23 protein-coding genes and 2 tRNA genes are annotated in these 22068 nt (G+C 66.9%); 15 read left to right on the forward strand and 10 right to left on the reverse strand.

Going from position 1 to position 22068, the window contains the following annotated elements; all coding sequences use genetic code 11:
* Window positions 1-169: 169 nt before the first annotated feature.
* A complete protein-coding gene (gene glgX, locus B4F19_RS09995; protein ID WP_292734556.1) occupies window positions 170-2272 on the reverse strand; it encodes a glycogen debranching protein GlgX in 2103 nt (700 codons plus the stop codon).
* A 92-nt stretch (window positions 2273-2364) separates the two neighbouring features.
* On the opposite strand from glgX, the gene B4F19_RS10000 reads away from it, so the two are divergent.
* From B4F19_RS10000 to B4F19_RS10015, 4 genes are all read left to right on the forward strand, one after another.
* The gene (locus B4F19_RS10000) at window positions 2365-3552 is read left to right on the forward strand and encodes a cysteine desulfurase family protein (protein WP_292734559.1); all 1188 of its coding nucleotides are present in this window, start codon (window positions 2365-2367) and stop codon (window positions 3550-3552) included.
* Window positions 3553-3561: 9 nt separating this feature from the next.
* Entirely contained in the window at window positions 3562-4659 is a 1098-nt protein-coding gene (mnmA, locus tag B4F19_RS10005; RefSeq protein WP_292734562.1) for a tRNA 2-thiouridine(34) synthase MnmA, read from the forward strand.
* A gap of 85 nt (window positions 4660-4744) precedes the next feature.
* Complete coding sequence (gene ligA, locus B4F19_RS10010) at window positions 4745-7036, forward strand: NAD-dependent DNA ligase LigA (protein ID WP_292734609.1); 2292 nt, start codon at window positions 4745-4747, stop codon at window positions 7034-7036.
* Window positions 7037-7107: 71 nt separating this feature from the next.
* Window positions 7108-7596 (forward strand): DUF4262 domain-containing protein, encoded by a 489-nt coding sequence (locus B4F19_RS10015; RefSeq protein ID WP_292734565.1) that lies wholly within the window; start codon window positions 7108-7110, stop codon window positions 7594-7596.
* Window positions 7597-7607: 11 nt separating this feature from the next.
* Here B4F19_RS10015 and B4F19_RS10020 read toward each other — a convergent pair whose 3' ends face one another.
* Together B4F19_RS10020 and B4F19_RS10025 are read right to left on the reverse strand one after the other, a co-directional pair.
* The gene (locus B4F19_RS10020; RefSeq protein ID WP_292734612.1) at window positions 7608-9308 is read right to left on the reverse strand and encodes a long-chain-fatty-acid--CoA ligase; all 1701 of its coding nucleotides are present in this window, start codon (window positions 9306-9308) and stop codon (window positions 7608-7610) included.
* A 53-nt stretch (window positions 9309-9361) separates the two neighbouring features.
* The gene (locus B4F19_RS10025; RefSeq protein ID WP_228178177.1) at window positions 9362-9841 is read right to left on the reverse strand and encodes a TetR-like C-terminal domain-containing protein; all 480 of its coding nucleotides are present in this window, start codon (window positions 9839-9841) and stop codon (window positions 9362-9364) included.
* 95 nt (window positions 9842-9936) lie between these two features.
* Between B4F19_RS10025 and gatC the strand changes: the two genes are divergently transcribed.
* From gatC to gatB, 3 genes are read left to right on the forward strand one after another with little or no spacing between them, the layout of a single operon-like run.
* Window positions 9937-10236: an Asp-tRNA(Asn)/Glu-tRNA(Gln) amidotransferase subunit GatC gene (gatC, locus tag B4F19_RS10030; RefSeq protein ID WP_228178178.1), complete on the forward strand. Its 300-nt coding sequence runs from the start codon at window positions 9937-9939 to the stop codon at window positions 10234-10236.
* On the forward strand, window positions 10233-11756 hold the full coding sequence (gene gatA, locus B4F19_RS10035) for an Asp-tRNA(Asn)/Glu-tRNA(Gln) amidotransferase subunit GatA (protein WP_292727735.1): 1524 nt from the start codon (window positions 10233-10235) through the stop codon (window positions 11754-11756). The genes gatC and gatA overlap by 4 nt, the downstream gene beginning before the upstream one ends.
* Window positions 11756-13288: an Asp-tRNA(Asn)/Glu-tRNA(Gln) amidotransferase subunit GatB gene (gatB, locus tag B4F19_RS10040; protein WP_228178180.1), complete on the forward strand. Its 1533-nt coding sequence runs from the start codon at window positions 11756-11758 to the stop codon at window positions 13286-13288. The genes gatA and gatB overlap by 1 nt, the downstream gene beginning before the upstream one ends.
* A 48-nt stretch (window positions 13289-13336) precedes the next feature.
* On the opposite strand, the gene B4F19_RS10045 is transcribed toward gatB, so the two are convergent.
* Window positions 13337-13930 (reverse strand): DUF2202 domain-containing protein, encoded by a 594-nt coding sequence (locus B4F19_RS10045; protein WP_292734569.1) that lies wholly within the window; start codon window positions 13928-13930, stop codon window positions 13337-13339.
* Window positions 13931-14055: 125 nt separating this feature from the next.
* Here B4F19_RS10045 and B4F19_RS10050 point away from each other — a divergent pair, with 125 nt between their 5' ends.
* From B4F19_RS10050 to B4F19_RS10060, 3 genes are read left to right on the forward strand one after another with little or no spacing between them, the layout of a single operon-like run.
* Window positions 14056-15318: a DNA polymerase IV gene (locus B4F19_RS10050; RefSeq protein ID WP_292734572.1), complete on the forward strand. Its 1263-nt coding sequence runs from the start codon at window positions 14056-14058 to the stop codon at window positions 15316-15318.
* 58 nt (window positions 15319-15376) lie between these two features.
* Window positions 15377-15697, forward strand: coding sequence for a hypothetical protein (locus B4F19_RS10055; RefSeq protein WP_195691589.1), 321 nt, complete (start codon window positions 15377-15379; stop codon window positions 15695-15697).
* Window positions 15672-16262, forward strand: a complete 591-nt coding sequence (locus B4F19_RS10060) for a hypothetical protein (RefSeq protein WP_292734575.1) — start codon at window positions 15672-15674, stop codon at window positions 16260-16262. The genes B4F19_RS10055 and B4F19_RS10060 overlap by 26 nt, the downstream gene beginning before the upstream one ends.
* Before the next feature lie 21 nt (window positions 16263-16283).
* Here the strand turns inward: B4F19_RS10060 and B4F19_RS10065 are convergent, their stop codons facing one another.
* The 4 genes from B4F19_RS10065 to B4F19_RS10080 form a co-directional block, all read right to left on the reverse strand.
* Complete coding sequence (locus B4F19_RS10065) at window positions 16284-16793, reverse strand: DUF2017 family protein (protein WP_228178184.1); 510 nt, start codon at window positions 16791-16793, stop codon at window positions 16284-16286.
* Window positions 16790-17083 carry an ATP-dependent Clp protease adapter ClpS gene (gene clpS / locus B4F19_RS10070; RefSeq protein ID WP_374198018.1) on the reverse strand — a complete coding sequence of 98 codons (294 nt, stop codon included), beginning with the start codon at window positions 17081-17083 and terminating at the stop codon, window positions 16790-16792. Before clpS ends, B4F19_RS10065 begins: the two co-directional genes overlap by 4 nt.
* A complete protein-coding gene (locus B4F19_RS10075) occupies window positions 17083-17433 on the reverse strand; it encodes a metallopeptidase family protein (RefSeq protein ID WP_228178239.1) in 351 nt (116 codons plus the stop codon). The genes clpS and B4F19_RS10075 overlap by 1 nt, the downstream gene beginning before the upstream one ends.
* 31 nt (window positions 17434-17464) lie before the next feature.
* Window positions 17465-17537 (reverse strand) — tRNA-Arg (locus tag B4F19_RS10080).
* A 63-nt stretch (window positions 17538-17600) separates the two neighbouring features.
* On the opposite strand from B4F19_RS10080, the gene orn reads away from it, so the two are divergent.
* Both orn and B4F19_RS10090 read left to right on the forward strand, forming a co-directional pair.
* Window positions 17601-18224 (forward strand): oligoribonuclease, encoded by a 624-nt coding sequence (gene orn, locus B4F19_RS10085; RefSeq protein ID WP_228178186.1) that lies wholly within the window; start codon window positions 17601-17603, stop codon window positions 18222-18224.
* Between the two features lie 36 nt (window positions 18225-18260).
* Window positions 18261-18336 (forward strand) — tRNA-His (locus tag B4F19_RS10090).
* Window positions 18337-18343: 7 nt separating this feature from the next.
* Here B4F19_RS10090 and B4F19_RS10095 read toward each other — a convergent pair.
* A complete protein-coding gene (locus B4F19_RS10095; RefSeq protein WP_292734578.1) occupies window positions 18344-18976 on the reverse strand; it encodes a YczE/YyaS/YitT family protein in 633 nt (210 codons plus the stop codon).
* Between the two features lie 59 nt (window positions 18977-19035).
* On the opposite strand from B4F19_RS10095, the gene B4F19_RS10100 reads away from it, so the two are divergent.
* Window positions 19036-20460, forward strand: coding sequence for a PLP-dependent aminotransferase family protein (locus tag B4F19_RS10100; protein ID WP_292734581.1), 1425 nt, complete (start codon window positions 19036-19038; stop codon window positions 20458-20460).
* Between the two features lie 22 nt (window positions 20461-20482).
* Here B4F19_RS10100 and B4F19_RS10105 read toward each other — a convergent pair whose 3' ends face one another.
* On the reverse strand, window positions 20483-20701 hold the full coding sequence (locus B4F19_RS10105; protein WP_292734584.1) for a hypothetical protein: 219 nt from the start codon (window positions 20699-20701) through the stop codon (window positions 20483-20485).
* A gap of 120 nt (window positions 20702-20821) precedes the next feature.
* Between B4F19_RS10105 and msrA the strand changes: the two genes are divergently transcribed.
* Window positions 20822-21346 (forward strand): peptide-methionine (S)-S-oxide reductase MsrA, encoded by a 525-nt coding sequence (gene msrA, locus B4F19_RS10110; protein WP_292734586.1) that lies wholly within the window; start codon window positions 20822-20824, stop codon window positions 21344-21346.
* 160 nt (window positions 21347-21506) lie between these two features.
* The gene (locus B4F19_RS10115) at window positions 21507-21983 is read left to right on the forward strand and encodes a single-stranded DNA-binding protein (protein WP_292734590.1); all 477 of its coding nucleotides are present in this window, start codon (window positions 21507-21509) and stop codon (window positions 21981-21983) included.
* Window positions 21984-22068: the final 85 nt, after the last annotated feature.

The following is a 22068-nucleotide window of genomic DNA, read 5'->3' on the forward strand; positions in this document are numbered from 1 at the left end:
GCGAGCGGCGAGGCGGGGCGCACCGGGATCGCGGTGGCGCTTCGCCACGGCCGAGGAACGGGGGAGCGTCTGCTGGTTGCCACGTTTCGAACCTACCCCGCGCACCGCCAGCGGGAACAGGTGTGGACAGGGGGCGCGCCGTCCGCAACAATGCGCCCCTGGAAGAGGCTCAGGCCGGGTCGGCTACGAACAGGCGCATCGATGTCGGACCGAGCTCGACGGATGACGCGGGCTCGTGGGCGGTGATGTCGTCCGACGGATGCTCGTCCTCGCTCGACCAGACCGCTCGATATCGCGCGACCCCCTCGACCCGTGGCAGAAGCACGGTAACCGGACGCTCGGTGCCGTGCACCACGAGAAGAATCCGGTTGGGTGCCTCGAGTTCGGGAGTCGAAGTCGCGAGGTACTGCAGCGTGCGGTGCGTCGGATCGGCCCACCGCGCGCCCGACATCATCTCGCCGTGTTCGTCGTACCAGTCCATGACTGACGCTGACGGCGTCTCCTGGTCGTCGCGCGCGAATCTGCTCGGACGCAGCGCGGGGTTCTGCGCGCGCAGGGTCAGGAGGCGCTGGACGTGGGCGAAAAGGTTCGCCTGCCAGGGCGCGTGCTCCCACGGCAACCAGGTCAGCGGCCCGTCGTGGCAGTAGGCGTTGTTGTTGCCATGCTGCGTGCGTCCGAACTCGTCACCTGCAGTGATCATCGGGACTCCCGCGGAGAGCAGGAGCGTGCCCATCAGATTGCGCATAGCCCGGCGCCGCGTAGCCAGGATGAGCGGGTCGTCAGTCTCGCCCTCGGCCCCATGGTTGAACGACCGGTTCGTGTCGGCGCCATCACGATTGTGTTCGCCGTTTGCGGTGTTGTGTTTGACGTCGTACGACACCAGGTCGTGGAGCGTGAAGCCGTCGTGTGCTGTCACGAAGTTGACGCTCGCAAGCGGACCGCGTTCGGCGCTGAAGGTGTTCGACGACCCAGCGAGCCGTGTCGCGAACCCGCCGACCCCCACGGGCGCGCTCGCGGCGCGACGACCGTAGTCGACATCGCTGAGCCAGAAATTGCGCACGCTGTCACGGTAGCGGTCGTTCCATTCCATCCAGCCCGGACCGAAGTTGCCTGTCTGCCAGCCACCCATCCCGACGTCCCACGGCTCGGCGATCTTCTTGACATCCGCAAGCGCGGGATCGTCGATGATCGCTCGAAGCAAGGGATGCTCGGGGGTGAAGGTGTGCTCGCGGTCACGCCCGAGCGTCGTGGCGAGATCAAAGCGGAAACCGTCGACCTGCACGTCGTTGGCCCAATACCGCAGCGAGTCGAGGACCAGGCGGGAGGCGGCATCCGTCGCGGTATCGACGCTGTTTCCGCAGCCTGTGACGTCGATGTAGGCGCCGTCGGCGTGCTGACGGTAGTAGCCCCGGTTGTCGATGCCCCGGAAGCTCGAGCGCGGGCCACCGAGCTCGGCCTCGGATGTGTGGTTGTAGACGACGTCGAGGATGACTTCCAGGCCGGCCTCGTGCAGGAGCTTGACCATGCCCTTGAACTCCCGCAGCACCGCTTCCGGACCCTGGCGCCGGTTCTCTTCGGTCGCATAGGCGGCATGGGGAGCGAAAAAGCCGACGGTGTTGTAGCCCCAGTAGTTCGTGAGGCCCAGCTCGAGCAGGCGGGGCTCGCTCGCGAACTGGTGGACCGGAAGCAACTCAATGCTGGTAACCCCGAGCGCGGTGAAGTGCTCGATCATCGCCGGGTGCGCAAGTCCCGCGTAGGTGCCGTGCAGGGCGGGGGGAACCTCGGGGTGGCGCTTGGTCATTCCTTTGACGTGACCCTCGTAGATGACCGTCCGGTCCAGAGGCACGAGGGGTTTGCGCGCGCCGCACCAGTCGAAATCGCCGGCGACGACCACTGATCGCCATCCGCGGAAGCCATTGGATGCGAGGCCCCGTGCGTAGGGGTCGATGAGCAGCGTGGAGGGATTGAACGTGTTCCCGGGGCCCTGCGGTCCATCCACCTGGATCGCGTAATGGGTTCCCGGGCGCAGCCCCGCCGCATACGCCGACCAGATGTCACCGTCGGTGCGCGCCAGCGGAACAGTCTCGACGACCCAGTCCAGGTCGTCGTTGTCGAAGATCAGGAGGTCGATCGAGGATGCGTGCGCTGACCAGACCCGCAGCGTGCCGCCACCGTCATGCAGCCGGACACCGAGGTCGTCGAACCGCGGTGACAGGAGACCGGCGTCGGTCGTGTCGGCGCGCGAAAGTACAGCTGACTCGGGGATCGGCATGCGTAGAGCATAACGACGCGGTGCCTGCCGCAGACGGGTCTGCCGCAGGCGTCGGCGGCCCACGACCCCGGGGCAGTGGCACAGTGGAGTGCGTGAGCATCTACCTCGACCATGCGGCCTCGACGCCGCTGCGTCCTGAGGCGCGCGAGGCCTGGCTGCAAGCGGCGTCGGTCGTCGGCAATGCATCGTCGATCCACGCGAATGGCCAGAGTGCGCGGCGAGTCCTGGAGGATGCTCGTGAACGGCTCGCTGCGGCGGTGGGTTGCGACCCGATCGAGATCGTGATCACCTCCGGTGGGACCGAAGCCGTGAACCTCGCCCTGAAGGGGCTCTGGCAGACCCGTCGCGCCGGCACCTCCGACATCGTCCTGCCTGACGGTGAGCATCACGCCTCCATCGACCCCGTGGACTGGATCGCGAGGCGCGATGGTGCCGGCATCCGGAGTGTGCCACTCACAACCCGGGGAGCCATCGACGCTGCCGAGTTCGCGGCGGCTCTCCCTGGGGCCGCTCTGGCAACGGCGCTTGTCGCCAACAACGAGGTGGGGACGGTCAACCCCGTCGCCGATCTTGCCCGGGCGGCAGCCTCGGAGCGCGTGCCGCTCCATCTGGACGCCGTTGCGGCGTTCGGCCACATGCCGGTGTCGTTCGCGGGCCTGCGCGGAGATGCTCGGCCCGGAGCCGGACTCCTCGCCATGAGCCTGTCAGCGCACAAGGTCGGCGGACCGATCGGGGTGGGCGCTCTCGTGGTCGCCCGCTCTGCCCGACTGGACCCGCTGCTGCACGGCGGTGGTCAACAGCGCGGACTGCGCTCGGGGACCCAGGACATCGCTGGAGCGGCGGCCTTCGCGGTAGCTGCCGAGCTCGCGGTCAGGGAGCTTGCCGAAGAGTCGGCGCGCTTGTCGGGGATGCGCGATCGGCTGATCGCTGGCGTGCTCGCCACGATCCCCGCGGCCGAACTGCTCGGTGATCCGGTCGATCGCCTATCGGGGAACGCGCACATCCTCTTTCCTGGGGCGTCGGGGGAGTCGCTTCTCTTCCTGCTCGACATGGCCGGGGTCTCGGTGTCGACGGGGTCGGCGTGTCAGGCCGGTGTTCCCGAGCCGTCCCACGTCGTGACGGCCATGGGCAGAAGCGATCGGGAGGCGCGCGAGGTGCTGCGGTTCACCCTGGGGCGCTCGACGACGGATGCCGACATCGACGCGGTTCTGCGGGTGCTTCCTGATGCGGTCGAGCGGGCGCGGGCGGCATCCGGGTCCCATACAGATGGCCGCTCGTAGACTGGGACCATGCGTGTTCTTGCGGCCATGAGTGGCGGAGTCGACTCCGCCGTCGCCGCGGCGCGCGCTGTGGATGCCGGCCACGAGGTCGTCGGGGTGCATCTCGCGCTCTCGCGCGCCGGAGGGACGCTGCGAACGGGCAGCCGCGGCTGTTGCACGATCGAGGACGCGATGGATGCTCGCCGCGCGGCCGATCGCCTGGGCATCCCGTTCTACGTGTGGGACTTCTCGGAGCGGTTCCGCGACGAGGTGATCGACGATTTCATCGCCGAGTACCGGGCCGGGCGCACGCCGAACCCGTGCATGCGCTGCAACGAGAAGATCAAGTTCGCAGCGCTGTTGGAGCGCGCGATCGAGCTCGGCTTCGATGCCGTCTGCACCGGCCATTACGCGACCCTCGTCGAGACGCCGGAGGGCCGCGAGTTGCACCGGGCGTCGGATGCGGCGAAAGACCAGTCGTATGTGCTCGGCGTGCTCGACGCTGACCAGCTTGCGCACTGCCTGTTCCCGCTCGGTTCGACCCCGTCGAAGGCTGTCGTGCGCGCCGAGGCGGAGGAGCGGGGCCTGACCGTTGCGCACAAGCCCGACAGCCACGACATCTGCTTCATTCCCGACGGCGACACGAAAGGGTGGCTGGCTGAGCGCGTCGGGGTCGCTGAAGGGCCTATCGTCGATCGTTCCGGCGCCCAGGTGGGCACTCACGATGGTGCCCACGCCTACACGGTCGGTCAGCGCCGCGGGCTCGCACTCGGCACTCCGGCTCCTGATGGCAAGCCGCGGTTTGTTCTCGAGATCCGACCCGTGACCAACACGGTGGTCGTCGGGCCGAAGGAGGCTCTCGCGACCGCCGAGATCGCCGGATCACGGGTGACCTGGGCGGGGCGGGCGCCCGATGCGGCATCCTTCGCGTGCGACGTACAGATCCGCGCCCACGCCGATCCGGTTCCCGCGCGTGCAGAGATCCTCGACGGCGAGGTCGTGGTCACGCCCGATGAGCCCCTCGACGGGGTCGCTACCGGGCAGACAGCGGTGCTCTACGACGGCACGCGCGTCATCGGCCAGTTCACGATCGATCGCACGAGGTCGGCTGTTCCCATCGAGGCGTGAGCAGCGGCATCCTGTGTCGGCCTGCCGTGTCGTGGGTGGTGCCTAAACTGCACTCGTGGCCACGAACGACGTTTCCCCTGCATCTGTGACGACTCCGGATGCGGAGCTCGCGCGGCTCAGTCTCGACGATGCTCGGGCGGAGGCCTCGCGCCTTACCGACCTCATTGTCGATGCCCGCGAGGCGTACTACGGGCGCGACGAGGTCATCGTCGACGACGCCACGTACGACACGTGGATGCAGCGGCTGGAGGCTCTCGAGCGACTGCATCCCGAAGTTCAGGGGCAGGATTCGCCGACGCTGTTGGTCGGTGCAGCGTCCGGCACGCTGTTCTCGCCGGTCGAGCACGCCGAGCGGATGCTGAGCCTCGACAATGTCTTCAGCGACGAGGAATTCCGGGCCTGGGCTGCACGCGTGCAGCGTGACGTCGGCGGCTCAGTTCGTTACCTGTGTGAGCTCAAGATCGACGGTCTCGCCCTGTCGTTGCGCTACGAGCACGGGCGGCTCGTGTCTGCTGCCACGCGGGGCGACGGACGCGTCGGAGAGGACGTGACCGAGAACGTCCGGGACGTGGCCGGTATCCCGACCGCGCTTGCCGGGACGGGACATCCTGAGCTTGTCGAGGTGCGTGGTGAGGTGTTCTTCACCGTGGCTGACTTCGAGTCGCTCAACGCCTACCAGGAGTCGATGGGAGATCGCCTGTTCGCGAATCCGCGGAACGCGGCATCCGGGTCGCTCCGGCAGAAGCGCGAGGGCAAGAACGAGCGCCAGCTCGAGGCGATGCACGAACGGCTCTCGCGGCTGCGGCTGACCGTCCATGGCATCGGCGCCTGGCCGAATCCTCCGGTAGCGACCCAGAGCGAGGTCTATGGGCTGCTGGAGTCGTGGGGTTTGCCGGTGAGTCGGTACTTCACGGTCGCAGAGTCAGTCGATGCCGCCGCCGATTACATCCGCCACTACGGCGAACACCGTCACGATGTCGAGCACGAGATCGACGGTGTCGTCGTGAAAGTCGATGAGTTGGCTTTGCACGACGAGCTGGGCGCGACGAGCCGCGCGCCGCGGTGGGCGATTGCGTACAAGTACCCGCCCGAGCAGGTGAACACGAAGCTGCTCGACATCGTCGTTTCGGTCGGGCGAACCGGCCGCGCGACACCGTTCGCCGTTATGGAACCGGCGCGTGTCGCGGGCAGCGTCGTACGTCAGGCGACGCTGCACAACCAGGACGTCGTGAAGGCCAAGGGGGTCCTCATCGGCGACACGATCGTCATCCGCAAGGCCGGCGATGTCATTCCCGAAGTCCTCGGGCCGGTCGTCGAGTTGCGTGACGGCAGCGAACGCGCATTCATCATGCCGACGCACTGCCCCGAGTGCGGCTCTCCGCTCGCCCCCGCCAAAGAGGGCGACATCGATCTGCGGTGCCCGAACACGCGATCGTGTCCGGCCCAGGTTCGCGGTCGGGTCGAGCACATTGGTTCGCGCGGCGCTCTCGATATCGAGGGGCTCGGTGAGGTGTCAGCTGCCGCCCTGACGCATCCGTTGCGGCCCGAGGTGCCGCCGCTGGTCACCGAGGCGGGGCTGTTCGATCTGCGTGCCGAGGACCTGTTTCCAATCGACGTCGAGGTGCGCGATGCCGAGACGGGGCTTGTTCGGCTCGATGCCGACGGTGAGCCGGATGCGCGCAGCCCGTTCCGTCGTCAGCGCAGGTCTCCGCTGGAAGGTCGTGCGCCGACAGCGTCGCGCCCCGATCCCGTGTTCGATCCTGAGGGGCCGTTCGATGGGGATGCCGACTTCATTCTGTCGGCGGCGGCGTATGAGCTGCTCGACAATCTCGAACGCGCCAAGACGAAGGAGTTGTGGCGCTTCCTCGTCGCGTTGAGCATCCGTCACGTTGGCCCGGTCGCTGCCCGCGCGCTGGCGCAGTGGTTCGGGTCGATTGATGCGATTCGTGCGGCGTCCCGTGAGGAGCTCGCCGCGGTCGAGGGCGTCGGCCCGATCATCGCCGATGCGATCATCGACTGGTTCGAGGTCGACTGGCACGTTGAGATCGTCGAGCGGTGGGCGGCCGCAGGAGCGCAGCTGTCGACCCCCGGCCATCCTGGTCCTGGCGCTGCTGTCGTCTCGGGCGGAGTGCTCGAGGGCGTCACGGTTGTGGCTACCGGAACCCTGGAGGGATATACGCGCGAGGGCGCACAAGAGGCGATCATGGCAGCTGGCGGCAAGGCTGCCTCGAGCGTGTCCAAGAAGACGGATTTCGTGGCTGCTGGCCCGGGCGCCGGCTCGAAGCTTGCGAAGGCGGAGGAGCTCGGTGTGCGGATTATCGATGCAGCCCAGTTCCGCATCCTCGTGGAGCAGGGTCCAGCCGCGCTGGGGGAGTAATCTGGCGCCAATCTGAGTGTCGTACGTTTGTTCTAATCTCATGATCGAGATCACTGAGGGAGGACAAGATCATGAGTGCACTGGACGGCGCAACGCAGGCGTGGCTCGACCAAGAAGATCGCCACACCGTTGAGACCATTCGAAAGTACGGCACGTACATCCAGTACGTCGGTGGGGCCGGGCACGTTGAGCGCGCGCCGTTCGCGTACACGGTTGGTCTGTACGGGATCGGTCATCCCGAGCTCGCGATTCTTGGCGTGGGGCCCGAGACTGCGGCAGCGGTTCTCAACGATCTCTCGGCGCGTGTCCGGGACGGATCCGATCTCATTCCGGGCGAGATTCTGAGCTTCCAGGCGTGGCAACATCGCGTCCGCGTCGAGGCGGTTCCCAACCCGGGCGAGATCGCCTTCGCCGCCAATCGGTTCTACGAGCGACCCGACGCGTTCTCGGTTCCTCTTCTCCAACTCACCTACGACGATGTCAACGGCCACTTTCCGGACGAGGTGGAGTACTCGATTCCCGCATGGATCCAACCACGGCCTGGGCAGTGGCGAGCCTGATGCCGCGAGGCCTACTCCTCGCCCGAGAGCTCCAGAAGCTTCGCGCGCACCTGCCGCCGCAGGACCTTTCCGATCAGTGACTTTGGTAGCTCATCGACGACGAAGATGCGGCGCGGCACCTTGTAGGGGGTGAGGATGCTGCGCGCGAACTCGCGAATAGCGGTCTCGTCGATGTCCTCGACGCTGGACTCGAGCACGATAGCGGCGACAACCTCTTCACCGGAGTGCTCCGACGGCATCCCGACGACCGCGACATCGGCAACGGCAGGATGCTGCCGCAGCACTCCCTCGACCTCGGTCGGGGCGACGTTGAAGCCTCCTGTGATGATGAGCTCCTTGATGCGGTCGACGATCCGCACGAACCCGGCGTTGTCGATTGTGACGATATCGCCGGTGCGGAACCAACCGTCGACGAAGACCTCCTCGGTCTCTTCCGGTCGCCCGTAGTAGCCAGAGAAGACCTGGGGGCCACGCACGATCAGTTCGCCACGCTCGCCCTGCGCGACGTCCGTCGTCGGATCATCTGGGTCGACGACGCGACACTCGGTGCCCGGAAGAGGCAAACCGACGGTGCCGGGGACGCGGTTGTCGGCGACGGGGTTCGCCATCAGTACGGGGGAGCACTCGCTGAGGCCGTAACCTTCGACGAGGTATCCGCCGGTCTCGGCCTCGAACGGCACGACGAGTTCGTGCGGGAGTGCCATTGCTCCCGAGATCGCGACGCCCGTACCCGCGAGCGAAATCCCCGTGCGCTTCGACTCCTTCAGCAGCCGGTCGGCAATGGGAGGCACAAGGGGCAGGAAAGTCGCCGGATGCTTCTTCGTGACCTCGAGCACCATGTCGGGATCGAACCGCGGGAAAAGTACCAGGCGGGCGCCCATTGACATCGCGAACGTGAGACACAGCGTCAGTCCGTACGCATGGAACATCGGCAGGACGGCGTAGACGACGCATCCTTCGCCGCGCTGGATCGTGGGAACCCACGCTCGCGCCTGGGCAGCGTTCGAGAGCAGGTTGCGATGTGTCAGCGACGCGCCCTTGGGGTTGCCCGTCGTTCCGCTCGTGTACTGGATCAGGGCGAGATCGTCGGTGGAGGGTGACGGGTGCGTGTCGGGCAGCGGCTCGTGGCTCGCGACGTCATCCCAGCTGACGGCACCGCTGACTCGCTCGGTGAGGGCGGTGCGCGCCTCGCGTGCTTTGGCGATCGGGAGCTTGAGTGCCAGCTGCATCGTCCAGGGCATCGCCTTGGTGATGTCGACCGAGATGAGTGTGTCGACACGCAGATCGCGGGGGAACTCCTGAACGGTGCGCACGACCTTGCTCCACACGATCGCGTGCTTGGCGCCGTGGTCTTCGAACTGCTTGCGCAGTTCCCGCGGGGTGTAGAGAGGGTTGTGCTCGACGACAACGGCTCCCAAGCGCAGGATCGCGTAGAACGCGACGATGTGCTGCGGGCAGTTGGGCAGCACGATCGCGACCGGGTCGCCTGCCCGGACGCCGTGTGCGTGCAAGGCGGCAGCAGCGCGTTGGATCTGCTCGTCGAGCGACCGATAGCTCGTCGTACGTCCGAAGAACTGCAGCGCGGGAGCATCGGGATAATCCCGGACGGATGCCGCAACGATGTCGACGAGTGACCCGCTGACCGGATCGAGGTCCTCGGGGACCCCCTCCGCGTAGCTGGCGATCCAGGGGCGAGGCGGGTCGTACTGCATCACGGCATTCAGCCTAGGGGAGAGCGCGCCGCCCCTGAAGGTCCGGCTCGCGGTCAGAGTGTCTCGAAGGCGAGATGGCGCACGATCGCACGAGCGCGTGAATCCGGATCGGGAGGAGGCGGCGTTGCGCCACTGAGCCAGATTCCGGCGAGTCCGTGCACGATAGCGAACGCAGCGTACGCCGAATCGTGCGCCTCCTCGTCATCCGACGCGTCAGTGCGGGCATCGGCAACGGCCCGCTCGAGGATGCCCCATGTCGCCATCCGTGCTGCAGCGAGTGAGGAATCCTCCTCATCGGTCAGTCGCGGTGTCCACATCACCGCGTAGTGGCCAGGATGGGCGAGCGCCCACGTCACGTAGGTCACGCCGTGGTGGTAGATGTCGCCGCCCGCCTCTGTCAGCGCCGCACTGACAACATCGTCGCGGCCGCCGGGGTAGACAACCCTGCCGCGCCTTCGACGCCGCTCCTTCCGCGAGCGATGCTGCAGGTCGTCTTCATCGCGAGCGGGATCGTGGCTGCGCTCCCGGCTCATCGACTCACCGTGCGTCGGACTGAGCGCTCTGCGGCGTGAAGCCGGAGGGGTCTGCGGGGCACAGGCGGTCGAGGTGCCCCACCTAGAATGGTGCGGTGTCTGAAATCACCCCCGATCTCGTGCGCCATCTTGGTGTGCTCGCCCGGATCCGCCTGAGCGACGACGAGGTTCAGCGCCTCACCGGCCAGCTCGACGCGATCGTCGACAACATCGCCAAGGTGTCGCAGGTGGCCACTCCCGAGGTGCCTGCGACCAGTCACCCGATCGCCCTACACAATGTGTTCCGCGCTGATGTTCCGGGCGACATGCTCACGCCCGAGCAGGTGCTGCAGAACGCCCCGGATGCCGCAGACGGCCGCTTCCGTGTGACCGCGATCCTGGGAGAAGAACAGTGACAGACCTCACCCGCCTGACAGCTGCCGAGCTGGCGTCGTCGCTCGCCTCGGGCGAGATATCGAGTGTCGAGGCTACGCGCGCGCATCTCGACCGGATCGCCGCGGTGGATGCCGACATCCACGCCTTCCTCCACGTCAGCGACCACGCGCTCGAGGTGGCAGCCGATATCGACGCCCGGCGCACGGCAGGCGAAGAGCTCCCCGAGTTGGCGGGAGTCCCGCTCGCCATCAAGGATGTGCTCGTCACGACCGACATGCCGTCCACGAGCGGATCCCGCATCCTCGAGGGGTTCATGTCGCCCTACGATGCGACGGTCGTCGCGCGTTCGCGTGCTGCCGGTCTCGTCCCGCTGGGCAAGACCAACATGGACGAATTCGCGATGGGCTCCTCGACCGAGCACTCGGCCTACGGTCCCACGCGCAATCCATGGGATCTCGACCGAATCCCCGGCGGGTCTGGCGGTGGATCAGCCGCGGCAGTCGCAGCTTTCGAGGCGCCACTTGCTCTCGGGTCCGACACCGGCGGTTCGATTCGTCAGCCGGCGCACGTGACCGGCACGGTGGGTGTGAAGCCCACGTACGGCGCTGTGAGCCGGTACGGGGCGATCGCACTGGCCTCCAGCCTCGATCAGGTCGGACCGGTCACCCGGACGGTGCTCGACGCGGGTCTGCTCCACGACGTGATCGGCGGTCACGACCCCCACGATTCGACCTCGCTCGCCGAGGACTGGCCGTCGTTTGCGGATGCCGCACGCGAGGGTGCCCGCGGCGATGTGCTGAAAGGTCTGCGGGTCGGCGTCATCCGGGAACTGCCCGACAGCGGTTTCCAGAGCGGTGTTTCGGAGTCCTTCCGTGCAGCTCTGGCACGTATGGAGGCGCAGGGTGCCGAGATCGTCGAGATCAGCGCGCCCCACTTCGAGTACGGCGTCGCCGCCTACTACCTGATCCTGCCCGCTGAGGCATCCAGTAACCTCGCGAAGTTCGACTCGGTGCGCTTCGGACTGCGCGTCGACGTTCCGGGAGGAACTGTTGAAGACGTCATGGCAGCTACGCGAGAAGCGGGCTTCGGCGACGAGGTCAAGCGCCGCATCATTCTCGGGACATACGCCCTGAGCGCCGGCTACTACGACGCGTACTACGGATCGGCCCAGAAGGTTCGCACCCTCATCCAGCAGGACTTCGACCAGGCGTTCGCGCAGGTCGACGTCATCGCCACACCCACCGCCCCGACCACGGCGTTCCGCCTGGGGGAGAAGATCGACGACCCGCTGCAGATGTATCTCAACGACGTCGCGACGATCCCTGCAAACCTCGCCGGTGTTCCCGGGATCTCTCTTCCCTCGGGTCTGTCGGCAGACGATGGCCTGCCTGTCGGCATCCAGTTCCTCGCGCCGGCTCGACAGGATGCGCGGCTCTACCGCGTGGGTGCGGCGCTCGAGGCGCTGCTGCTGGACGAGTGGGGTGGTCCGCTGCTTGACCGGGCCCCGGTATTGAGCGCATCGACGGGAGGGCGTGCCTGATGGCTACCGCGAAGCTCATGGATTACGACAAGGCTCTCGAGCTGTTCGAGCCGGTGCTCGGGTTCGAGGTGCATGTCGAGCTGAACACCGAGACCAAGATGTTCTCGGCTGCCGGCAACCCGGCCCACGCCTCCAACCACAGCGCTGAGCCCAACACCCTTGTCGCCCCGGTCGACATGGGGCTTCCAGGGGCGTTGCCGGTCGTGAACGAGACAGCAGTGCGCTCGTCGATCAGTCTGGGGCTTGCCCTCGGTTGCTCGATCGCGCCCTCGAGTCGGTTCGCTCGCAAGAACTACTTCTACCCCGACCTCGGAAAGAACTATCAGATCTCGCAGTACGACGAGCCCATCGCGTTCGAGGGCAAGGTCGAGGTCGAGCTCGAAGACGGCACCATCGTCGAGGTTCCCATCGAGCGCGCGCACATGGAAGAGGATGCCGGAAAGCTCACCCACATGGGCGGTTCCACGGGCCGCATCCAGGGCGCCGAGTACTCGCTCGTCGACTACAACCGCGCGGGCGTTCCGCTGATTGAGATCGTCACCAAGCCGATCTTCGGCGCCGAGCACCGCGCGCCCGAGATCGCCAAGGCCTATGTGCGGACGATCCGCGACATCGTGCTCTCGCTCGGCATCTCGGAAGCGCGTCTGGAGCGTGGGAACCTCCGCTGTGACGCGAACGTGTCGCTGCGCCCGCGCGTCGCGGCCGGCGAGCCGCCGGCTCCGTTGGGAACCCGCACCGAGACGAAGAACGTCAACTCGATGCGCTCGGTCGAGCGCGCGGTTCGTCACGAGATCCAGCGCCAGGCCGCGATCCTCGCTGCCGGCGGCACGATCACGCAAGAGACCCGTCACTGGCACGAAGACACCGGCACGACCTCGCCCGGACGCCCGAAGTCGGATGCCGACGACTACCGCTACTTCCCCGAGCCCGACCTGCTTCCCGTTGAGCCGTCGATCGAGCTGATCGAGGAGCTTCGAGCGGCGCTTCCCGAGTCACCGGCTGCGCGTCGGCGCCGGCTGAAGGCGGAGTGGGGATTCACCGACCTCGAATTCCAGGATGTCGCCAACGGCGGCATCCTCGCCGAGGTCGAGGCGACGATCGCTGCAGGCGCATCACCGGCATCAGCACGCAAGTGGTGGACCGGTGAGATTGCCCGAATCGCGAACGCGCAGGACCGCGAAGCGAGCGACCTCGTCTCGCCCGCCGACGTCGCGGCGCTCCAGCGGCTCGTCGATGCGGGAACACTCACCGACAAGCTCGCCCGACAGGTCCTCGAGGGCGTCATCGCCGGCGAGGGCACTCCGCAGGAGGTCGTAGACGCGCGAGGGCTCGCGGTCGTCTCGGATGACGGGGCGCTGATCGCCGCGATCGATGAGGCGCTCGCGTCCCAGCCCGATGTGCTCGAGAAGATCCGCGACGGCAAGGTTCAGGCTGCCGGCGCGATCATCGGCGCTGTCATGAAGGCGATGAAGGGCCAGGCTGACGCCGCGCGCGTGCGCGAGTTGATTCTCGAGCGCGCTTCGCAGTCCTGACCCTCGGTCGGCTCGAGCTGGTGCAGCCCCGCGCGGGGCTGCACTTCATCAAGCCTGCCGCTCGAACGCGGCGAGGTGATTCTGGGAGCCGGCAAGCAGGCGCTCCAGGACAACCGCGACATCATCGGCAGCGTCGTCTAGGGCACGCGTCAGATCGGCGATGTCGGTTTGCTCGATGAGGACTCCGACATCGATGGCGGCGGCCCTGGACTGGCTGCCATCGGCCACGAGCTGGTCGTAGAGAGACTGGAGGTCGGGGTCGGTGAACACGCCGATCTCGTCCGAGCGCGGATCGGCAAGGTCGTACTCCACGAGAAGTGTTGCCACGGCATCCTGATGCGAGATCTCGGACGCTGCGATGTTGACGAAGACGTTCCCGCCCCACAGGTCACCGAGCACGGTGTACACGTCGTGAGCGAGCTTCTCCTCTTCGATGAGGTACAGCAACTGCGCCTCCAGGTCGCTCGTGACGATCTCCGCGGGGATGGGTGACCCGGTCGGCGCCAGTGGGCTCGCGGTGGTCGGGGCAGCGGATGCCTCGGCCTCGGCGGTCGGTGCGGACGCGACCGTGCACCCCGAGATCCCCAGAGCCGCAGCTGTGACCACTGCGACGGGGAGGACATGGCGTGCTGAACTGATCATGACGTGCTCCTTCGATGTCGGACTCTTATACCCCCTAGGGTATCCCGGAAGGGTCCGCGGTGACCATCCAGCGCCTATGGGAACGCCGACAGAACACTGTCGGTGGGGCGGGCGAGAATGGATGCATGGGACGAGGGGACGGCAGGAATCGCCTCGTGTCGCCCGACGATGCTGACGACACCGGCGCCGACATTCTGCACGTCGACATGGATGCGTTCTACGCGGCTGTCGAGGTGCTCGATGACCCGACCCTTGCAGGAAAGCCGATCATCATCGGCGCACCCGAGAGCCGGTCGGTCGTGTCCAGTGCTTCCTACGAGGCTCGCGCGTTCGGTGTTCGAGCTGCCATGCCGGTCGGGCAGGCGTTGCGCTTGTGCCCGCAGGCGATCGTCGTGCCGCCTCACTTCGATCGCTACGTGGCGCTCTCGCGCGAGGTCATGCGCGTGTTCCACGAGATCACACCGCTGGTCGAACCGCTGTCGATCGACGAGGCCTTTCTCGATGTGCGTGGGGCGCGGCGCCTGTGGGGGTCTCCCGGAACGATCGCACGGATGCTTCGCGCCCGCGTGCGCGACGAGACCGGCCTGACCTGCAGCGTGGGTGCCGCCGCAACGAAGCATGTCGCGAAGATGGCCTCCACCCTGAGCAAACCCGACGGCCTTCTGATCGTCGCCGAAGCAGACACCGCGGCATTCCTCGCGCCACGGTCTGTCCGCGCGCTGTGGGGCGTGGGACCGAAGGCCGCCGAGGCGCTCGAGTCGCGTGGCATCCGTACGGTTGCCGACGTGCTGGAGACGCCGCAGGCCGTCCTCGAGCGGGCCCTGGGTCCTGCGATGGGGGAGCGGGTGTGGAACCTCGCGCGGGGGCGAGATGCCCGAGCGGTCACGACAACCCGCGTGGAGAAGAGCGTCGGGCACGAAGAAACCTTCCACACCGACATCAGTGACGCCGTCGTCTTGCGTTCGGAGCTTCGGCGTTTGGCAGACCGTGTTGCGGCACGCCTGCGCGCAGCATCATGGGAAGCCGGAGCTGTCGCGATCAAGGTTCGGTTCGCCGACTTCAGCACCGTGTCCCGCTCGCGCAGCCTCCCGGAGCCGAGCTCCGTCGGCCAGCGCATCGGGGATGTCGCCCTCGAGCTGTTCGAGGGCATCGACCAGCGACTGCCCGTGCGTCTCGTGGGCGTGCGCGCTGAGAAACTCCGCACCCTGAGTGAGTCGGCGCCAGCGCTCTGGGACGACGACGGCGAGTGGCGCCGCGTCGAGTCGGCGCTGGATACTGCCGCAGCGAGATTCGGTCGAGGGGCGATCACCCGTGCGACCCTCATCAGCGAGCGCGGCGGCGGCACTCTCCCCTCGAACCCGCGCCTGTCCCGCGACGGTCCACGCTGACGAGAATCCATGCCAGGCCGGCCTGTCCTGGAACGCCCGGGGAAGGTAGCGTGGGGCCATGCCCAACATCGCGCTCGAACTCGGCAAGCAGGCAGCATCCTTCGGTGTCTCCGGCATCTACGGAGAACAGCAGGACGTGGATGGCATCAAGATCATTCCCGTCGCCCTCGCGTCCTCCGGTTTCGGCGGGGGCTCGGATGAGGGCGGCAACGGTGGCGGTGGGGCCGGCGGTACGGCGATCCCGATCGGCGCGTACATTCGCCGCGGTGATGACCTGCGCTTCGAGCCCAATCTGATCTCTCTGCTTGCTGTCGGCATCCCGTTCGTGTGGGTCGCCGGGCACGTCCTCATTCGTGTCATCCGCGCCCTCAAGAAGTGACGATCCCGTCGGTCAGGTCCTGACCGAGGCCACCGACGCCCTGCGCGACGACATCCTGGCGCTGGGTGGCCCGGCGCCAGTCATCCTGATCGACGGGCGCAGCGGAGCCGGCAAGACGAGCCTGACGCGCCTTCTTCTGGAGCGGTGGCCGTTGGATGCCTCACCTCAGTTGCTCGCGCTGGACTCGACGTACCCGGGTTGGGACGGGCTGGATGCCGCCGTCGAGGACGTCACACGTCACGTCCTCATCCCGCATGCCAACGGACAGCAGGGCCGGTGGCGACGGTGGGACTGGAGCGCGGGTGAGTATGCGGAGTCGTATGGCGTGGATCCGGATCTTCCGCTCGTGATCGAAGGATCCGGCATCCTCACCCCGACGACCGCTGCGCTCGCGAGCGTTCGCGTGTGGGTCGAATCGCCGGCGGACTCCCGACGAGAACGGGCCCTGGAGCGCGACGGGGACACGTACCGACCACACTGGGAGCGGTGGGCGCGCCAGGAGGATCGCCACATCACTCGTGACGACCCGGCAGCACACGCAACGCGGGTCTTCGTCGTTCCGTGAGCCGATCGGTGCCTGGTGTCGTCAGGTGCCGCGGGGATCGGAATCTGCGTCGATCGCGCTAATGAGGCTGTCGAGGCGGTAGCCGAGCCAGTCGTAGATCCCGAAACGCGGATCAGAGGCATCGTGGTCGTCATCGGCCTGAATCCCGAGCCTCGTCGCGAGTACGAGCCGAATCGCCGACAGCGTGCGCAGCAACGCGCTCACATCAGCTGCGCTTGCGTGCACGACGACCTCCTCCGTGAGCGCCGGGTCGTCGGATGCGATCGGCATGGCGGGTAGCGTCGGGCGCAGGATGCCGAGAACAGTCTCGGCATCCGTGTGACGGCGGTCCAGCAGCTCGCGCTCGGTCAAGCGGCGGAACTCGCGAGCTGCGGCGTCATCGTCGAGATACCCCTCGGGAACGAGGCGTGCCACGGCATCATCGCTTGATGCGTCTGTCGTGGCGTCGAGGAGGTCCCGGAACTGCTCCGTCATCTGCGAGAGGTGCAGAGCCTCGATCCGCGTGATGGCCATCACGAGTTCGCGGGTCATGCCGGAGCCCTCCGCACCGTCGCCGAGAGCCCGTAGTCATGCATCGCGTGAACGTGGAGCTCCATCTGCTCGCGCGCACCTTCGGCCACTACGGCATGGCCCTCATGATGCACGGCGAGCATCAGTGATTCGGCCCGCTCGGCGCTGAACCCGAAGTAGCTCCGAAAGACATGGGTGACGTAGCTCATCAGGTTGACCGGGTCGTTCCACACGACTGTCTGCCACGGCGTTTCAGCGGCGCGGAGCGTGTCGACATCCTCATCGGCTCGAGGCAGTGTCGCGCTGTTCATCAAGCCCATCCCAACTCGTGGAGCCGGTCGTCGTCAATCCCGTAGAAGTGCGCGATCTCGTGCACGAGAGTCGTATGGATCTCGGCGCGAAGGTCGTCCAGATCGTCGCACGCTGCCAGGTGCGCTTCGCGATAGACGATGATCCGGTCCGGAAGCTCACCCACGCCATATCGATCGCGTTCGGTCAGCGCCCACCCGTCGTAGAGCCCGAGGAGGTCCAGGGAACCGTCCTCGCCGCGGTCTTCGACGACGAAGATGACGTTGTCCAGTCCGTCGACCATGTCATCGGGAAGTCGGTCGAGTTCTTCGACGACCAGGCGCTCGAACGCGTCGGCATCCATCTCGACCATCGTGCCCCGCGCCTTCCCGCCACTCATCTCGTGCCCCCGACTGGACTCGAACCAGTAACCGTCGGATTAGAAGGCCGATGCTCTATCCATTGAGCTACGGAGGCGCATCAACCAGATTACCGGGAGCCGCCGCAGTAGCCGGGAGCGCCCGCTCTAGGATGGGCGGCATGGCTTCGAGCGAGAACGACCGGCTGGTGTGGATCGACTGTGAGATGACCGGACTGGACCTCGCCGTCGACGAACTCGTCGAGATCGCGGTGATCGTCACCGATTTCGAGTTGCGCCCGCTGGATCCCGGCTTCCAGATCGTTATCAAACCTGACGCTTCTGCGCTGGCGAACATGAATGACTTCGTCACCGCCATGCACGAGAAGTCCGGACTGCTCGAGGCGATCCCGAACGGCGTCAGCGTCGCAGAGGCCGAATTCGAGGTTCTCGAGTACATCCAGCGCTTTGTTCCCCTCGAGGGCAAGGCGCCGTTGGCCGGAAACACGATCGGGACTGACCGGATGTTCCTCGCGAAGTACATGCCCCGCGTCGATCGGTGGCTGCACTACCGCAACGTCGATGTGTCGAGCATCAAGGAACTGGCCAGGCGCTGGTACCCACGCGCATACATCCACGCCCCGGCGAAGGATGGCGGCCACCGCGCGCTCGCCGACATCAGCGAATCGCTGCGCGAGCTGGCGTATTACCGCAGCGTCGTGTTCGTTCCCGAACCGGGTCCGACCAGCGATGAGGCCAAGCAGGCAGCGGCTGTCGCCGTGTCGGCGTTCGCCCCCGGCGTGTGAGAGAATCTTTTGGTTGCGCACTCCGGTGTGCACATGGTGGCTATAGCTCAGTTGGTAGAGCACCGCGTTGTGGTCGCGGGGGTCGCGGGTTCAAGCCCCGTTAGCCACCCCACGTATTCCTACCTCGGTGACGCGAGGGGAGTGGTCGGCGCCGCTACCAGCCGCGATGTCGCCCGCGTGCGAGCGGTGTCGAACAGCGGCAAGGTGAGGTGGACCAGCGGGCCGATGGTCGCCGCGAACAGGACGGTCCCGAGCCCGACGGTGCCTCCCAGCAGCCACCCGATTACCAGCACGGTGAGCTCGACGCTGGCGCGAGCTGCCCAGATCGGCATCCCAAACCGGCTGCGCAGGCCGGTCATCAGGCCGTCGCGGGGACCCGGCCCGAAGTGCGCGCCGATGTACAGCCCCGAGGCGACGGCGACGAGCAGGATGCCGCTTACGAGCACCGCGAGCTGCGCGAGGAATCCCGTGATCGGTGGCAGGACCCAGAGGGTGACCTGCATCGCGGTTCCGACGACGAGGATGTTGGCCACGGTGCCGATGCCGGGGCGTTGGCGCAGCGGAATCCAGAGAAGCAGGATCAACAGGCCGAGGATGTTCGTCATCCACCCGACGCCGATACCGGTTCTGATCGACAAGCCCTCGGCCAGCACAGTCCAGGGGTCGACGCCCAGTCCAGCATCAACCGTCAGCGCAGCTCCGGCCCCGTAGAGGGGGAGCCCGATGAGAAGTTGCAGGATGCGGCGCGACATGGCACCATCCAAGACCAGAAGTGGACTGACGTGACCAGTCCAATCGGGAAGGAGTGGCCGTGGAGTCCCGAATGTCCGCGCGATCATTGACCCTCGCACTGGGCGGATGGCGCACGCGCGAACCGGCTTACGAGGCGCTCGCTGACGGCATCCGTCTGCTCTGCTTGGACAACCGCATCGCGCCCAGGACCGCGCTTCCGGCTGAGCGCGAACTCGCCACCGCACTTCGAATCAGTCGCAGCACCGTCTCGATGGCCTATCAGAGCCTTCGCGACTCCGGGCACATCAGCAGCCTGCGGGGGTCGGGAAGCGTCACCCTTCCGCTCGGCCGGCGCGAGGTCGCGAGGGTGCTCGGAACTGACGGCACCATCGACCTCCAGCAGGCGAGCCCCCCAGCTTGGCCCGGGCTTGCGGGTCACATGGCCGAGGTTGCGGCCGATGCCGCGACCCTCGCCTCGCGCTCGGGGTACGACGTCCTCGGTCGCGCTGAGCTGCGCGAAGCCATCGCCGAGCTGTTCCGCGCTCGGGGACTGCCGACCGAGTCTCGCCAGATCATGATCACCGCCGGTGCCCAGAGCGCGATCCACCTGCTTGCGAGCGTGCTCATCGGACGCGGCGATCGCGTCGCGATCGAGACCCCCACGTATCCGCATGCAGCCGACGCACTCCGTCGCGCCGGCGGGCGGCTCGTCGGCATCCCGGTAGCGGCCGAAAGCGGATGGGATCTCGAGCGCGTCGCCGAGTCCTTCGCTCGCACCCGCCCCTCCCTTGCCTACCTCATGCCCGACTTCCAGAACCCGACGGGCCGCAGTATGTCGGCGTACGAGCGCGAGACCATCATGACGGCTGCACAGCGCTCTGGAACCCTCCTGGTGATCGACGAGACGACCGCCGACCTCGACATCGATCGAGGATCCCAGGACCGCGGTTTCCAGGCGACCGATCAATCCCTCGTGGTGCGCGTCGGGTCGCTCGGCAAGACCGTGTGGGGAGGTTTGCGTGTCGGGTGGATACGGACCGACCATGACCTCATCGACCGGCTCGTGCAGGAACGCCCGGCGTACGACCTCGGGACACCGGAGTTCGAACAGGCAGTGGCAACCGGGCTGATTCCGCGGCTGCCCGAGATCGCGCGACATCGCGGTGAGTTCCTGCGCGAGGGACGGGATGCGCTGGTCTCAGCGCTGGCGGAACGGCTGCCGGAGTGGCGCGTGCCCTCGGTTGATGGGGGAGTCGCCCTCTGGGTCGAGCTGAACGCGCCACTGAGCTCTGCTCTCGTGCTTCAGGCGCGAGCGGCCGGGCTGCTGCTGGCGGCAGGCCCCCGATTCGCACTGGAAGGCGGGAACGAACGGCACTTGCGCATTCCGTTCACGGCCCCTCCGGGGGAACTGCGCCGCGCCGTGGAGATACTTGCGGACGTTTGGCCCGGGGTCCTCCAGGATGCCCCGCACGGTGTTCGAGATCTCTGGAGCTCACCGGTCTGACGCGGGATCCGCGAGAGCGGCGTCAGGTCGACAGCACGAGGGCATCGATGGCGTCATCGCGGCTCCAGAACCGTCCGAGCGCATGGAATTGCCTGTCACTCGGGTGGAAGCGTTTCACCGCGAAGTGCTCACCCTGAGCGTCGCGATCGACGCGCAGGTGACCGATCGGCCCGCGGCCCGCATCAACGACGCGCCAGGCGTCGATCCCGATCGGCACGAGCTGTATCTGTGAGGTCTGCATCAGTGTCTCCCTGAGATCGAACATAGATCCGACCTCCGACACATCGCAGGGAACAGCAATACGCGCGAGACTGTTGTTGCCAGTGGCGCCGAGAACCCGGCGCCACAACAAGGAGAAATCATGCACACGTTCGTTCTCGCAGGCGGCTGCTTCTGGTGTCTCGACGCGGCGTACCGCGCTCTTCGCGGAGTGTCGTCGGTCGTTTCGGGGTATGTCGGCGGCACCGTCGAGAACCCCTCCTATGAGCAGGTCTGCACGGGCCGTACCGGGCACGCCGAGGCCGTCGCCGTCACCTTCGATCCCGACGTCATCTCGGACGACGTCATCCTGGATGCCTTCTTCACGATGCACGATCCGCGACAGCTGAACCGACAGGGAAACGACGTCGGCACCCAGTACCGCAGCGCGATGTTCCCCGCCGACGACCAGCAGCGCGAGCTCTTCGAAGCAGCCCGCGATCGCGCGGCCGAGTGGTGGGATGGCGGCATCGTCACCACGATTGAGCCCCTCGGTGAGTTCTATCCCGCAGAGGAGTACCACCAAGACTTCTTCGCGAAGAACCCCACGCAGGGCTACTGCCTCGCTGTTGCAGTGCCCAAGGTGAATAAGGTTCGTGCGCGCTTCGCGGAGTATGTGACGGCCTGAGTTTTCCTCCCCAGCCACGCCGGTGCGCGGTCTGTCCACGGCTCAATGGGGCGGCGGACGTCAGTTAGCGATGATCGGCGAGCCTGATCTCGGCGCTGGTACCCGACGGGCACTCGGGTACCAGCGCAGCCCGGAACCGCTCCGGGCGGGAAAGGGAGAAATGCAGGACATCATCACCGTCACGGGAAACGTTGCGGGCCCTCCGGAATTCAAGATCACGGCGGGAGGTCTGCCCGTCGTCAACTTTCGGCTCGGCAGTGCGCAGCGCCGTCTCGATCGCTCGACCGGCACCTGGGTCGACGACGGGACGAACTGGTACAACGTCTCCGCGTTCCGGGGTCTTGCCGAGCACATCGCCGCCTCGGTCACGAAGGGGGAGCCGCTGGTGGTCACCGGCCGTCTGCGGCTTCGTCCCTGGGAGGCCGGCGGCAAGAAGGGTGTCAGCATCGATATCGACGCCGACACTGTCGGTCACGACTTGCGGTGGGGAACCACGACCTACACCAAGCAGGCAACCGCGCAGGGGACCGCATCCGCCGCTCCGGTGAGCCACGATGACGGTGCGGACTCGTGGGCTGCACCGGGACTCGACGGCGCCGCCGCTGCCTCAGCGGTCGGCAGCGAGACACCGTTCTAGGCTCCCAGGGAGCTGAGGGGAGTGGGGCTCTAGACTCCTCAGCGTGTGTGCCGCTGGAATTACCGCTCCGCCCCCTGTCAGGGGA

This window comes from Microbacterium sp. UBA1097 (assembly GCF_002313585.1).
GTDB lineage: Bacteria > Actinomycetota > Actinomycetes > Actinomycetales > Microbacteriaceae > Microbacterium.

Coding starts and splice junctions, on each gene's coding strand:
- orn (WP_228178186.1), top strand. CDS start 17,601: ATGGCTTCGAGCGAGAACGACCGGCTGGTGTGGATCGACTGTGAGATG.
- glgX (WP_292734556.1), bottom strand. CDS start 2,272: ATGCCGATCCCCGAGTCAGCTGTACTTTCGCGCGCCGACACGACCGAC.
- msrA (WP_292734586.1), top strand. CDS start 20,822: ATGCACACGTTCGTTCTCGCAGGCGGCTGCTTCTGGTGTCTCGACGCG.
- B4F19_RS10065 (WP_228178184.1), bottom strand. CDS start 16,793: ATGACCCGCGAACTCGTGATGGCCATCACGCGGATCGAGGCTCTGCAC.
- clpS (WP_374198018.1), bottom strand. CDS start 17,083: ATGAACAGCGCGACACTGCCTCGAGCCGATGAGGATGTCGACACGCTC.
- B4F19_RS10115 (WP_292734590.1), top strand. CDS start 21,507: ATGCAGGACATCATCACCGTCACGGGAAACGTTGCGGGCCCTCCGGAA.
- B4F19_RS10075 (WP_228178239.1), bottom strand. CDS start 17,433: ATGGTCGAGATGGATGCCGACGCGTTCGAGCGCCTGGTCGTCGAAGAA.
- B4F19_RS10105 (WP_292734584.1), bottom strand. CDS start 20,701: ATGCAGACCTCACAGATACAGCTCGTGCCGATCGGGATCGACGCCTGG.
- B4F19_RS10055 (WP_195691589.1), top strand. CDS start 15,377: ATGCCCAACATCGCGCTCGAACTCGGCAAGCAGGCAGCATCCTTCGGT.
- gatB (WP_228178180.1), top strand. CDS start 11,756: ATGGCTACCGCGAAGCTCATGGATTACGACAAGGCTCTCGAGCTGTTC.
- B4F19_RS10095 (WP_292734578.1), bottom strand. CDS start 18,976: ATGTCGCGCCGCATCCTGCAACTTCTCATCGGGCTCCCCCTCTACGGG.
- B4F19_RS10020 (WP_292734612.1), bottom strand. CDS start 9,308: ATGCAGTACGACCCGCCTCGCCCCTGGATCGCCAGCTACGCGGAGGGG.
- mnmA (WP_292734562.1), top strand. CDS start 3,562: ATGCGTGTTCTTGCGGCCATGAGTGGCGGAGTCGACTCCGCCGTCGCC.
- B4F19_RS10025 (WP_228178177.1), bottom strand. CDS start 9,841: ATGAGCCGGGAGCGCAGCCACGATCCCGCTCGCGATGAAGACGACCTG.
- B4F19_RS10045 (WP_292734569.1), bottom strand. CDS start 13,930: ATGATCAGTTCAGCACGCCATGTCCTCCCCGTCGCAGTGGTCACAGCT.
- B4F19_RS10050 (WP_292734572.1), top strand. CDS start 14,056: ATGGGACGAGGGGACGGCAGGAATCGCCTCGTGTCGCCCGACGATGCT.
- B4F19_RS10015 (WP_292734565.1), top strand. CDS start 7,108: ATGAGTGCACTGGACGGCGCAACGCAGGCGTGGCTCGACCAAGAAGAT.